Source organism: Streptomyces sp. NPDC047085, assembly GCF_040643735.1.
Lineage (GTDB): Bacteria > Actinomycetota > Actinomycetes > Streptomycetales > Streptomycetaceae > Streptomyces.
Genome location: NZ_JBEYUW010000010.1, coordinates 87728 through 100086, shown reverse-complemented (window position 1 = coordinate 100086; position 12359 = coordinate 87728). Strand labels below are relative to the sequence as shown.

Here is a 12359-nt window from a genome sequence, read left to right as displayed (position 1 = left end):
GGTCAGGCCCTCCACCGGCCCGGGCACCACGCATCGACAACCACGTGTCCCGGTCCGTCCGCCTCAGGCGATCGACGGGTCGGACTCCTCCTGCACCGTCCACGGCACACCGTCCGGGAGCGCCTGACTCGCCTCTGCCATTCCGCGCACCGGCAAGACGACGACCGAGACCGCGGCCAGGGCGCAGAGAAGCCAGTCGAGTACCCAGGGCATCCGGTCGGGGCCGACGTAGAGAACGGGAGTGGTGATCAGGGCGGCCAGCAGGGCTCCGCCCAGGATGCGGGCGTGCACGGGTGCGGAGAACTTGGCGAGGCGGGGAAGACGCCGCACGGCGCGGTCGGAGGCGGCCGGACGGTTGGTGCCGTCGAGGTACGGCCGTGCGTCGTCCGGGTCCGTGAGTCCCGCGACCACCTCGCCGGTGTCGGCGACGAAGGCCGCGGGCAACTCGTTCTCGATCAGCTTCCACCGCTCCGGCCAGCACAGCCAGCCTTCCTGGCCACCCAGGTACAGGGCCGCCGTGCCCACCTCCTTGGGCGGGACGGCGAGTTTGAGTTCGCGTCCGTCGGCCCGCAGGACGAGCCAGTGGTACTGCGTGACGCTCAACTCGCCCGGCTTGTCGCCACGTCGGGCGTAACGCATCCGGACGGGCTCGCCCACCCGGACACGTACGGCGTGCAGCGTGCCCTGGCCGGCGTCGGTCGACAGAACCCGCAGCTTGCTGTGTACGTCGGCCTGGCTGACCTGGCGGCGCGCGAACAGAAGCGTCTTCACCGTCACCACAAAGACAAGGATGATCGCCACTCCGGACAGCACACCGCCCGAGCCGGCAGCCAGGCGGGTGAGCACGAGGGGAGTCAGCATGAGGAGAACGGTCCCCGTCGTACGGCCCACGTCACGCGCGGGAAGCGGGAGTCGGCGCGGCAGCGGCGGTACGGTCTGCTCCGGCGCAGCCGCCGAGGGTGCTGGGCCGAGCGGTGGCGCCGCACGGCAGGCGAGCGCCCATCCGCCGGCGGCGACAGCGGCCGCCCCGAGGGCCGACAGTATGTCCCAGCGCGGGGCGGGGGCGTCGTAGCGTATGAAGACCAGGGACAACGCCACGGCGGCACAGGCCAGGGCAGCGCTGCCGAAGACACGTGTGATCAGGGTCGAGCGTCGCATGGGCGTCCTTCACCGGAGGTGTGGAGCCGGGGTGGGGGGCACCGTCTCACGAGGCTGGATGCACACCGACCGAAGGCCGCCCGGGCTTGTGCGCAGAAGGCACGTGGCGAGCCAATGGCCGTGCGGCGCACCAGTCTCGTCCATGATCCGTAGCGGAGTAAAGCCGTGTTCAGCCGCCTTCCTGACGTGTCGTCGCCGACTCCGGCCGCCACCGCGAGCGGGCCGCGCCCGCGACCTCAGCCGCGCGCGGCCACGTACAAGCTCTGGGTACTGCGGCCGAGTGGGCCCTTCTCGTCGTGCAGGGCGGACTCGGCGAGACCGATGCCCGCGCCGTCCACCATCGTCCGGGCGTCCAGGCAAACCCACTCGCCCTCCGGATGGCGGTGCAGGCTGACGGTGAGGTCGGCGTTGACGAAGACGTAGCGATGGAAGTCCAGCGCAGCGCTCACCCCGTTGCCCGAGTCCGCGGCCGTCAACACCCGGGTCAGCGGCGTGATCTCCTCATCCGCGACCAAGGGGACTGTCATCCGCATCCACGCCGTGGCCGGGCCGGGCTCGAGGAAGGATCCGGCAGCGAAGCGCACTTCCATGGCCGTGTGGTAGCCCTGGTCCCACGGGACGGGGAAGAACGCTTTCGCGGGTACGTCCCCGGGCCCGGGCACCTGTCGGCCCGGCGACACCTCCGGCACCAAGCCCGGCGCGGTCTTCATCAGCAAGGCGGTCACCCGCATCACTTCCTGGCCGCCGTCGGGTGTCAGAGCGGCTGTCAGGAGCTCGACGTTGCGCCCGGCGCGCAACACGCGCGTGGTCACGGTCAGCGGCCGTATCGGGACCGGGCGCATGATCTCGTACGTGAGCCGGGTGATCCGCATGTCCGGCCGTCCGCCCGGCCGTTGCTCGAGGGCCAGGGCGAGCAGCGCGGCCGGCGGTCCGGCGTGCTGGGAGTCGGCGTCCCAGGGCCCTCGGGTGTACGCGGTGGGGAGGAACCGGTCGTGTGCCTCCCGATCGAAGAAGGCCTCGGCTTCGGATATGGGCATGTTTGACCTCCCTGCTAGGCGGACCACTCGCGCCCGATATTACTAAGCGCTTGCTCAGCGCGGGGCCGGTTTCGCTCACCCATCGGCCGCGACAGGTGCGCGCCAGCCGACCTGGTCAGGTCGCCACCGGTGGTGCCAGGCGGTTTCCCGTCCACCCTGGGGCACGTCATCCGCCCGCGGCGTCCTCGACCTCCCAGCGCAGCAGGTCGCCCGGCTGACACTCGAGCACCTCGCAGAGCGCGGCGAGCGTCGTGAAGCGCACCGCCTTGGCGCGGCCGTTCTTGAGCACCGCCAGATTGGCGGGCGTGATCCCCACGCGGTCCGCGAGCTCGCCCACGGACATCTTCCGCCTGGCCAGCATCACGTCGATGTCGACCACGATCGGCATCAGATCACCTCGTCCAACTCGGCCTGCATCCGCGCCGCTTCGACGTCGCGCGCGACGGCCTGGGCGAGCAGCATCCGCAGCACGAGCACGATGAGCGCGACCCCCAGGATGGCCAGGCCGATCCCGCCCATGATGACGGTGACGCCCGGATCATCCCGCTGACCCGGCGCATTGATGGCCGTGACCGTGAACCACAAGAGGGATGCCGCCACGATCGCGCCGATGATCCCGTCCACGTACAGGAAGGCGGCATGCGAGAACACGGTTCCGCGTCGCACCATCGCCACCAGCCGCCATACGCAGACCAGGGCGACCTGGGCCGACACCATGCCCAGGATCGTGATCACGCGCAGCGGGGTCAGCGGGAGCGATCCGTCCTCCGGGTCGTTCCCGGTGGCCAACACCCACACCATCCCTGCCTGTACGAACACGGTGCCGGCGAACACCACCGCGAGCACGGCACGCAGCGCACGCACTGTCAGCTTTCCCATGACCCACCCCTCCATCGAATTGCGATGGGAATCTATCGAGATTCGATAGATGAAGGCAAGGGATGAGACGGAGGGGCAGGCGGCGGTTTGACACGCCGGCGATTCCCGCGCTGCCGCGGCGGAGAGATGCGCACCGACCGAGGTATCCCGAGCGCCAGGGCGGACAGTGCCGTGTCAGTGGGAGTGGTTCTGCTCCTCGCGGTCGGTGTCGCTCGGGCCCAGCCGGACGCAGCACTCGCCGGGCTCGGGGGCCAGGACGGCCTGGACTCCGTTGACCTGCAGGCCGCTGAGGTAGCCGCTGAGGAACGCCTGGTTCATGCCGCAGACCAGGTCGGGGGCCTTCGCGGCCAGCGGGTGGAAGGGGCAGTTGCGCAGCCGCAGCCGGGTGGGAGTCTCCCGGACGGGCTCGTAGCCGTACCGGTCCAGCAGGCGCTCGCAGGCGGTCAGTCCCCGCTCGGGGCCCAGGCGGCCCGGGCGGGTCTCGACGCGGGCGGCCTCGCCCAGCAGCCGACCGCGCTGCTCGGCGGTGCGCATGGCTGCCTGCGCGGCGTTTTCGTCGGCGCCCTCGGTCAGGACGGCGTCCAGGAGCAGGTCCGCCAGGAGCTCGTGGCGACGGTCGGGGATGCTCACGATGATCTGGGCGTCGGTGGGCTCGTACACCTTCGGCTGCCTGCCGACCTTGCGGATCCCGCCGGGCGTCTCGTAGCGGGCGCGCAGCAGGCCGGCGTCGACGAGCTTGTCGAGGTGGAAGGCGGCGAGTTTGCGGGAGATGCCGACACTGGCGGCGGCCTCGTCACGGGTGACGGCACGCCGGGCACGCCGGATGAAGGTGAACATGCGCCGTCGCGAGTCCTCGCTCAGGACGCTGACGGAGTCGATCGCGTTGTCGGTCGCGGTCGCGGGCACAGTCCTGGGCGCAGTCTCGACCGCGGCATCAGTCACGGTATCGGCCGCGGTATCGGCCGCGGTATCGGCCGTGTCGGCCTGCGGAGTCGGGTCGGAAGCCACACGACCACGGTAACTCCCACCCGCGTGGGCACAAGCACTCTTCTCGCCCCCTCGGCTGCGCATCTTGACGCCCTCCCGTAATAAGACCAAGATTTGTTGGTGAAACTCATCGGGAGGTAGCGATGGCCCATGAACCACAGCTTCAGGCGAAGCGTCCGGTCAGCGCCCTGCTCGCCGGCCCGTACGGTCACCCGTTCCACCCGATCCTGGTGACGGTGCCGATCGGTGCCTGGGTGACCAGCCTGGTGTTCGACATCGCTTCCCATGTCGTGCACCGTCCCGGATTCCTGACTCAGTCCTCGGAGTGGCTGATCGCGGTCGGGGTGATCGGTGCCCTGCTGGCCGCCATGGTCGGATTCCTCGACCTGTTCGCGATTCCGGCCGGCACCCCGGCGTTTCGTACCGCCCTGGTGCACATGACGCTGAACCTGCTGGTGACCGCCGCCTACGTCGTCAACTTCCTGTGGCGCCACGGCGACTACACCGCTGGTGGACGTGTCGGGATCGGACCCCTCGTCCTGTCCGCGCTCAGCGTGGCGGTCCTGGCCGTCTCGGGATTTCTCGGCGGCAAGCTCGCCTACCGCTACGGCGTGCGCGTCGCCGACGAGAGCACCCAGGCCGAGGGATACACACCCGACCACAGCCGCACGAGCACGCGCACCCGCGCGTGACCCGCCCTTGGCCCCCGCCACGGCGGCCGGTCCGTTCCGGCCGTCTTCGACACAACCTCACCTCGGAGTTCACCATGGACATCGCCGCACTGATCGCCTGGCTGATCACCGCTCTGGGCGGCTTCTACATGCTCGGCACCTGGATCCAACGCGGCGGAATCCGGCAGCAGCAGACCGGTGCCAGCCGCCTGCCCGCACCCGTCGTCTTCGGCCACTTCGCCCTGGCCGCGATCGGGCTGGTCGTGTGGATCATCTACGTCGTGGCCGACAAGACCGCCCTGGCCTGGACCTCCTTCGGCCTGCTCCTGCCGGTCGCCCTGCTCGGATTCGTGATGCTGGCCCGCTGGATCCCCGTCCACCGGGACCGCGCCGCCGCGGGGGCCGTACCAGCCGCCGCGACGGCGCGGGGCACCGAGGAGTCCGTGCCCGCCGAACGGCACTTCCCGGTCCCGGTCGTGCTGGCACACGGCCTGTTCGCCGTAGCCACCCTCGTCCTGGTCCTGCTCACCGCCCTGGGCATCGGAGGCAGCTGACATGACCGAGCGTTCCCACCCCACCGCCGCCCGGACAGACCTCCACGACGACGAGGACGCAGTACCCGCACGGCCCGCCCTGCGGGTCGTGCACGAACCCGAAGGCATCGACCTGGCCGCCGCGGAAGCCGCGGCCGGCCAGTTCCTCAACGCCCTCGGCATCTCCACCGCCTCGGAGAGCCTGCGCGGCACACCGGGGCGGATGGCCCGCGCGTACGCAGAACTGTTCAGTCCGCGCCCCTTCGACCTCACCACCTTCCCCAACGACGAGGGCTACGACGAACTCGTCCTGGCCCGTCGCATACCGGTCCGGACCGTCTGCGAGCACCACCTGCTGCCGATCGTCGGCACCGCCCACGTCGGGTACCTGCCCGGCGCCCGGATCCTGGGACTGTCCAAGCTGGCCCGCATCGTCGAGCACTTCGCGTGCCGCCCCCAGGTCCAGGAACGCCTGACCAAACAGGTCGCCGACTGGCTGCAGACCCACCTGGAACCCAAGGGCGTCGGCGTGGTCATCGACGCCGAACACGCCTGCATGACCCTGCGGGGCGTGCAGGCCACCGGATCCAGCACCATGACCTCCACCCTGCTCGGCCTGCTGCGCTCCGACGCCCGCTCCCGCAGCGAATTCCTCACCCTCACCGGCGCGGCCGGCTGACGCGGCGGCGCCGGACGAACCCTGGCCGCGCGCCGCGGGCCTGCCGTCGGCGCCGGCGCGCGTGCGTACCCCCGTCGCATGTGACAGCAAGGTACGGAACATGTCACAGGCCTCGTACCGCCGCGTGCCGTCGCTTCCCCCAACTCCCCGCCGGGTGGGATGTTTACCGGCCGGAGCGGCCTGTATCGGGCCGCAGGGAGGGAACGGGGTGGATACCTTGACACGCCATCAACACCGCACCAGCAGCGGCTACGGCAGAACCGCCGCAGACACTCGAAGAACCGGCAGGACCAGCGCAATGGGCACACCGGGGCGCCTCCGGGCGGCGGTGGCCGCCACCGCGCTCGCCGTGACCGTACCGTTGACCCTGGGCGCGGCAGGAAACGCGGGGGCCGCGGGTGACCACCCGATCGTCTTCGCACGCTATACGGCGGCCGCGCCCATCGAAGACCTCTACGCGATCTCCCCCACTGGCGGCACGCCCGTCAAGCTCACGAACACTCCCACCATCAGCGACGTGATGCCCAGCTGGTCCCCGGACGGCAAGCGGGTGGCCTTCGTCCGCTACGGATCCGGGGGCGCCATCGACGGCATCTGGACCATGAAGACCACGGGCGCCGACCTGAAGGCCGTTCCCGGCACCAAGGGCGCCTCCGACCCGGCGTGGTCACCCGACGGCAAGCGGATCGCCTACGCCAAGCCGGTCGGCACCCAGCGCGAGATCTACGTGGCCGACATCGACGGCTCCCCCGCCACCCGGCTCACCCACAACGCGGCGGACGACCTCCATCCGACGTGGTCCCCGGACGGCAAGTACCTGGCATTCAATCGCGCGGACGCGGGCGGACACAGCAGGGTGATGCGGATCCGGCTGTCCACCCTGGCCCAGACCGCCATCACGGCATCCAGCTCCCACGACTGGACGCCCGACTGGTCGCACAACAACCGCATCGCCTTCAGCCGCCTGGACTCCTCGGGTTTCGCCCACCTCTACGTCGTCCGGCCCGACGGCACCGGACTGCACCGCATCACCGGGGCCCGCCTCAACGACAAGAACCCCTCGTGGTCCCCGGACGGCAGCCGCCTGGTCTTCACCAGGGGCGGCAGCGACGACGCGGACCCCGAACACCTCTACCTGGTACGGGCCGACGGCACCGGACTGACCAAGCTCACCAAAACCGACTCCCACGACCTGGAAGCGGACTGGCGTCCATAAGACGCCCACCAGCGACCGGCAACCGGCAACCGGCCCGATTCCGTCGCCCGAGGGGTGGGAGTCGGGCCGGTTCTCGGTCACAGTGGACGTACTCGGTCGAGGGGAAGCCGTGGCGGGGGAAGGAAGACCGATGACGGAACCCGGTCCGTTCGCGCTGGAAGCCGTCGTGGTGGGGCAGCCGAAGCGTTCACGGTGGCGCCGATACGTGGGCCCCGCCCTGGCCGTGTCCACCGTGGAGGGGACCCCGCTCGCCTGGGTCACCTACACCGACGACACATTCTCCGTCGTCACGAAGACGTCCGGCGGGCTCATCGTCCGTATCGAGCAGTTCGGGCCCGCGGAGTTCCGCTTCACCGACGCCGCCGACCGGGAGGTCGGCACCGCCGGTGCCCGCGGACTCCTCAAGACCCTGCAGCTGAGCCTCCAGACGGAGCGGGGACGCCGGCTCCTCCTCACGCGACCGAGTCTCCTGAACACCGAATGGCATCTCACGCAGACCGATCCGGAAGAGGACCCGGCGCCGGAGATACTCGGCCGGGTCACGGTGAGCACCATCGACTCGTGGATCGGGTTGCAGCAGTACGTCGTCGAAACGGACCCCCGCCTGGACGCCTCCGAACGGCGGACCGTCGTCGCCTCGGTCATCTGTCTGCACCGGCTCCGCCGGCCCCCGGGTGCCGGCACCACGCCGGCGTGAAGGGGTGGGGCGTCGGCCTGGCTCACGTACTTCGGTCGCCGGTGGAGAGGATGATGCGGCCGGCCTCGAAGAGCCGTGCGCAGCGCTGCGTCATGGCTTCGGGTGACTGGTCGGGGTGGTTGACCCACCAGCGGACCAGGGCGGTGCACAGGCCGCGCCAGGCGTACTTGAGGGCGTCGGCGTCGAGCGGGTCGCCTGATCCGGCCGCGTGCAGGAGGTCGGCGGTGCCGGCCGCGGCGAGGTCGTCGATGGCGCCGCGGTAGGAGGCCGCGCGTCGGGCGGCGTCGCTGTCGGGCGGCAGCGTGGCGTCGTAGAGGACGAACCACGCCTCGCGCTGCCCGTCCAGGGTGGTGAACAGCGCGTTCAGCACGCGCAGGGGGGTGGGCGGTGCGCCGGTGTCGGGTGCGGCCATGGCGGTGCGGATGGCGTCCAGCAGCCGGTCGCCGACCGGGTTCAGGCAGGCGAGGTAGAGGTCCTGCTTGCTGCCGAAGTAGTGGTGCAGCAGTGGTTTGGTGACGCCCACGCGGGTGGCGATGGCGGCCATGGTGGTGGCCTCGTATCCATGGCGGCCGAACTCCTCGGTGGCCGCGGCCAGAACCTGTCGTTCGCGCGCGGCCCTGGGCACGCCCTTGGTCCCGGCCCTGGAGGGGAGCGTTGTCATGGACCCAATATTACCCTAGGGTAATTTTCCGTTGGGTAAATTACCTGGACCTCGCTGGGAGCACACTCATGCCTGCCATCCCGTCCGACCCCGGCGCCTCCCGCACACGCTCCTGGTGGGGCTGGGGATATACCGACGCCCACCCCGACGACGCCGAATGCACCGCCATGGGCGCCCTGCTGCCGGGCACCCTGACCCGCCCGCTGCCGATACCCCGGGTCACCGACCTGCCCATCGCCCTCCCTGCCGTGACGCCCCCGCCCGCACTGGCGCACCTGGTCACCGCCGATCCCGAAGTACGCGCCGCGCACGCCATGGGCAAGGCCTACCGCGACGTCATCCGGGCCCTGCGCGGCCGGCCCGGCCGGATCCCCGACCTCGTCGCCCGGCCGACCGACGACCAGCAGGTGGCCGACCTGCTCGACTGGGCCGGCGAACACGGCGTGGCCGTCATCCCCTTCGGCGGCGGCTCCTCGGTCGTCGGCGGCGTGGAGTACCGCGGCGACACCCACCGCGCCGTACTCTCGCTCGACCTGACCTCGATGAACCGGGTCCTGGAGATCGACACCGCAAGCCGTTCGGCCCGCATCCAGGCCGGCGCGCTCGGTCCCGTGCTGGAAGACCAGCTGCGGCCGCACGGCCTCACCCTGCGCCACTTCCCCCAGAGCTTCGAGTTCTCCACCCTCGGCGGCTGGCTGGCCACCCGGGCCGGCGGCCACTACGCCACCGGCCACACCCACATCGACGACTTCGTGCAGTCCCTGCGCGTGGTCACGCCCGCCGGCGCCGGCACATCCTGGCGCCTGCCCGCGTCGGGCGCGGGCCCCTCCCCCGACCGCCTGTTCCTCGGCTCCGAGGGCGCGCTCGGCGTCATCACCGAGGCATGGATGCGCTTGCAGGAGCGTCCGCGGTACAAGGCCTCGACATCCGTGGCCTTCGCCGACTTCCACCGGGCGCTGGACGCGGTGCGTGCCATCGCGCAGTCAGATCTCGCCCCGGCCAACTGCCGCCTGCTCGATCCCGGCGAGGCACTGCTGTCCGGCGCCTCGCACGACGGCTCCACCGTCCTGGTCCTGGGCTTCGAGTCCGCCACCACCCGCGTCGACGACCGCCTCACCGACGCCCTGGATCTGGCCCGCGCCCACGGCGGCCGCGGCAAGACGCCGACGGCCGACCGCGACGGTCTGGCCGACACGGCCGACGCGGCTGTGAGCGCCTGGCGTTCGGCGTTCCTGCGCATGCCCTATCTGCGCGACGGTCTGGCCCGCATGGGCGCCGTCGTCGAGACCTTCGAGACCGCCGCCACCTGGGACAGGATTCCCGCCCTGATCGACGCCGTCCGCAGCCAGGTCGGCGCCGCCGCACTGAAGGCCACCGGACACCCGGCCACCATCAACTGCCGCCTCACCCACGTCTACCCCGACGGGGCTGCCCCCTACTTCACCGTGGCCGTCGCAGGTCGACCGGGCGACGAGCTCGAGATCTGGGACGACATCAAAGCCGCCGCGAGCGACGTCCTCCACCGCCACCAGGCCACCATCACCCACCACCACGCCGTCGGCCGCGACCACCGCCCCGGCTACGACCTCCAGCGCCCGGAACCCTTCGCGCTGGCGCTGCGCGCCGCCAAGAACGCCCTGGACCCCCACCGCATCCTCAACCCAGGGGTCCTGATCGACTGACGGCAGGCAAGTCCGGCTCGCAGCCGCTGCCCTGATCGAAGCCGGGCCTTCAGCGCACGCTCCAGGTGCTACGGCCCGGCGACGATTCATCCCTGAGGGAGCCGGTCGAGGAAGCCGAGGACGGAGGTGATCCGGCCGTCCTCGGCCAGGGTGATCACGTCCGAGCCGGCGACCGGGGCGGAGCCGTCCGCGGTGGACACCAGCTCCCAGCTGAAGCGGGCGATGTGATGGTTGCCGTCCACGTCACCGGCCGGCCTGAACTCGAAGCCGGGGAACTGCTCGTGCACGGCCCGGACGACCGCGGCGATCTGGTCGTGGCCGCGCACGTCGGCCAGCGGGTCGGTGTAGGTGCCGTCCTCGGACCACGCCGCGGCGACCGCCTTGGCGAGCGCGTCGGCGTCGGTGGCGTTCCACGCCTCGAAGTAGCGGGCGACGGCAGCAGCGTAGTTCGACATGGGGGACTCCCGTTCCGTGAAGTGGCCTGGCGTGCAGGTCGGTTGGAGCGGGCTCCGGGCCGGAGTGCGCCGGCCCGAAACCCGATGTCCTCACCATGCCGCGCCCCGCCCGGCCACGCGATTACCGCCCAGGTAATGGCGCTCTGCTCACCGAAGCGGCCCACCTTTGTCGACCTACGGGATGAGCAGCAATGGTCCGTTGTCCCCGCCCAGGTTCTCCCCGAACTCCGCTCTCGACGCCGGCGCCCGCAGATCCACCGGGTTCTCCGCGAAGGCCTGCGAAGCCGTCGGGCCCGTGACCGTGCCGCGCAGCAGCCACACCGCGCCGCCGTTCGCGATCGTGCCCAGGTTCTCCCCCGGCGCGCCCGCGGCGAGGTCCGCCTTCCCGTCCCCCGTCACGTCCAGCAGCCGTACCGAGCCGCCGAACAGGTCGCCCTTCTCCACGCTCCCCGGTACACCCGGTGTGTCCTGGTGGAACGACTGCGCGCCCGTGCCGGTGAGTCCGCCCTTGCCTCCCTTGAGCACCACCACCGAGCCGGCCTTCGCCACCGAGCCGATCGCCTCGCCCGGGTCGCCCACGGCAAGGTCCGCGTATCCGTCGCCGTTCACGTCGCCCGCGCTCAGCCGTGCCCCGAACTGGTCACCCTTCTCGCTCACTCCGGGCACGCCCGCGGTCTCCTGCGTGATCGTCTTCGTACGAGTGGTGCTGGGCCCGGCCGACGAGCCGTAGTAGATCTTGATCGTCCCCGGATCGTCCTCCAGGTACGTCTCGCCGTTCGGGAAGACACGGGTGGCGAGATCGACGTAGCCGTCCTTGTCAAAGTCACCGACGGCGGTGGTGTTCGCGGAGGGCAGCCGTCCTGGGACGGTGGACAGGCCCGTTCGCGTGCCGAGCCACAGCTTGCCGCCCTCGGCGTGGTCCTCGTAGACGTAGAAGGTCGCGAGGTCGTCGATGCCGTCGCCGTTGAAGTCGCCTGCCGCGGTGGTGCAGATCGTGTTATCGGTACTGAACACGGTCAGTTGCTGCTCGCGCGCCGGTGACCCGTTCCGGCCGAACGGGCCGTACAGCACTGCGCGGACGTCGTAGTCCTCGGCGTTCTGCATGAACAGGTCCGTATGCCCGTCGCCGTCGAAGTCGCCCGTGGTGATGTCATCGCCGACGAACGCGTTCACAGGTGCCGGGATTCGGACGGCGTCCTTGCCGGACATGCCTGTGCGGCGGCCCCAAAGGATGATCACGGAACCGCCGTTGTTGTTCGCCGGCAGGTACTCGTGCGTCAGCAGGGCCAGGTCGGTCAGGCCGTCGCCGTCCAGGTCGCGGGGGATCAACTCGTAGCCGAAGCCGTCGTTGTCGCCGGAGGTGCCGGGCACGCCCGGGGTGTCCTGAGTGATGATCGCGGTACGAGCCTGGCTGAGGCCCTTCGCCGAGCCATAGCTGATCGCGACGTAGCCGGCCCAGGAGTGGCCGCCCACCGTGGCGGCGGGGGCGGCGATGGCGAGGTCCTGGTAGCCGTCGCCGTTGAAGTCCTCGCGCACGGTGGCATTGACCTCGGCGGCGGACGCCGTACCCTCGGCGAGCGGCACGGTGAGCGCCCCTATCAGCGCGGCGACCGCGGCGGTGGTGACGGCCGGTCTGCGGATGCCCACGGATCCTCCTTGAAGCGCGCGCGGTGTCGAAGCGCGAGCGCCGGCGGGTGAGATTCG

14 protein-coding genes are annotated in these 12359 nt (G+C 70.9%); 6 read left to right on the top strand and 8 right to left on the bottom strand.

What is annotated here, in order from left to right:
- Positions 1-63: 63 nt before the first annotated feature.
- The 5 genes from ABZ865_RS29220 to ABZ865_RS29200 all read right to left on the bottom strand — a co-directional run bounded on the left by ABZ865_RS29220 (position 64) and on the right by ABZ865_RS29200 (position 3980).
- Complete coding sequence (locus ABZ865_RS29220) at positions 64-1158, bottom strand: hypothetical protein (RefSeq protein ID WP_361236674.1); 1095 nt, start codon at positions 1156-1158, stop codon at positions 64-66.
- Positions 1159-1394: 236 nt separating this feature from the next.
- Entirely contained in the window at positions 1395-2195 is an 801-nt protein-coding gene (locus ABZ865_RS29215) for a thioesterase family protein (RefSeq protein ID WP_361236671.1), read from the bottom strand.
- 166 nt (positions 2196-2361) lie between these two features.
- A complete protein-coding gene (locus ABZ865_RS29210; protein ID WP_361236668.1) occupies positions 2362-2583 on the bottom strand; it encodes a helix-turn-helix transcriptional regulator in 222 nt (73 codons plus the stop codon).
- Positions 2583-3074 (bottom strand): DUF2975 domain-containing protein, encoded by a 492-nt coding sequence (locus tag ABZ865_RS29205; RefSeq protein ID WP_361237289.1) that lies wholly within the window; start codon positions 3072-3074, stop codon positions 2583-2585. The genes ABZ865_RS29210 and ABZ865_RS29205 overlap by 1 nt, the downstream gene beginning before the upstream one ends.
- Positions 3075-3248: 174 nt before the next feature.
- Positions 3249-3980: a helix-turn-helix domain-containing protein gene (locus tag ABZ865_RS29200; protein WP_361236665.1), complete on the bottom strand. Its 732-nt coding sequence runs from the start codon at positions 3978-3980 to the stop codon at positions 3249-3251.
- A 224-nt stretch (positions 3981-4204) separates the two neighbouring features.
- Between ABZ865_RS29200 and ABZ865_RS29195 the strand changes: the two genes are divergently transcribed.
- The 5 genes from ABZ865_RS29195 (at position 4205) to ABZ865_RS29175 (ending at position 7857) form a co-directional block, all read left to right on the top strand.
- A complete protein-coding gene (locus ABZ865_RS29195; protein WP_361236662.1) occupies positions 4205-4753 on the top strand; it encodes a DUF2231 domain-containing protein in 549 nt (182 codons plus the stop codon).
- Positions 4754-4827: 74 nt separating this feature from the next.
- Complete coding sequence (locus ABZ865_RS29190) at positions 4828-5286, top strand: hypothetical protein (RefSeq protein WP_361236659.1); 459 nt, start codon at positions 4828-4830, stop codon at positions 5284-5286.
- 1 nt (position 5287) lies between these two features.
- Positions 5288-5944, top strand: a complete 657-nt coding sequence (gene folE / locus ABZ865_RS29185) for a GTP cyclohydrolase I FolE (RefSeq protein ID WP_361236657.1) — start codon at positions 5288-5290, stop codon at positions 5942-5944.
- A 298-nt stretch (positions 5945-6242) separates the two neighbouring features.
- On the top strand, positions 6243-7160 hold the full coding sequence (locus ABZ865_RS29180; protein ID WP_361236654.1) for a hypothetical protein: 918 nt from the start codon (positions 6243-6245) through the stop codon (positions 7158-7160).
- A 130-nt stretch (positions 7161-7290) separates the two neighbouring features.
- The gene (locus ABZ865_RS29175; protein WP_361236651.1) at positions 7291-7857 is read left to right on the top strand and encodes a hypothetical protein; all 567 of its coding nucleotides are present in this window, start codon (positions 7291-7293) and stop codon (positions 7855-7857) included.
- 22 nt (positions 7858-7879) lie between these two features.
- Here the strand turns inward: ABZ865_RS29175 and ABZ865_RS29170 are convergent, their stop codons facing one another.
- A complete protein-coding gene (locus ABZ865_RS29170) occupies positions 7880-8518 on the bottom strand; it encodes a helix-turn-helix domain-containing protein (protein ID WP_361236648.1) in 639 nt (212 codons plus the stop codon).
- 68 nt (positions 8519-8586) lie between these two features.
- Here ABZ865_RS29170 and ABZ865_RS29165 point away from each other — a divergent pair, with 68 nt between their 5' ends.
- The gene (locus ABZ865_RS29165; protein WP_361236645.1) at positions 8587-10200 is read left to right on the top strand and encodes an FAD-binding oxidoreductase; all 1614 of its coding nucleotides are present in this window, start codon (positions 8587-8589) and stop codon (positions 10198-10200) included.
- 86 nt (positions 10201-10286) lie between these two features.
- On the opposite strand, the gene ABZ865_RS29160 is transcribed toward ABZ865_RS29165, so the two are convergent.
- Both ABZ865_RS29160 and ABZ865_RS29155 read right to left on the bottom strand, forming a co-directional pair.
- Positions 10287-10655, bottom strand: coding sequence for a nuclear transport factor 2 family protein (locus ABZ865_RS29160; RefSeq protein ID WP_361236642.1), 369 nt, complete (start codon positions 10653-10655; stop codon positions 10287-10289).
- A gap of 174 nt (positions 10656-10829) precedes the next feature.
- The gene (locus ABZ865_RS29155) at positions 10830-12302 is read right to left on the bottom strand and encodes an FG-GAP-like repeat-containing protein (protein WP_361236639.1); all 1473 of its coding nucleotides are present in this window, start codon (positions 12300-12302) and stop codon (positions 10830-10832) included.
- Positions 12303-12359: the final 57 nt, after the last annotated feature.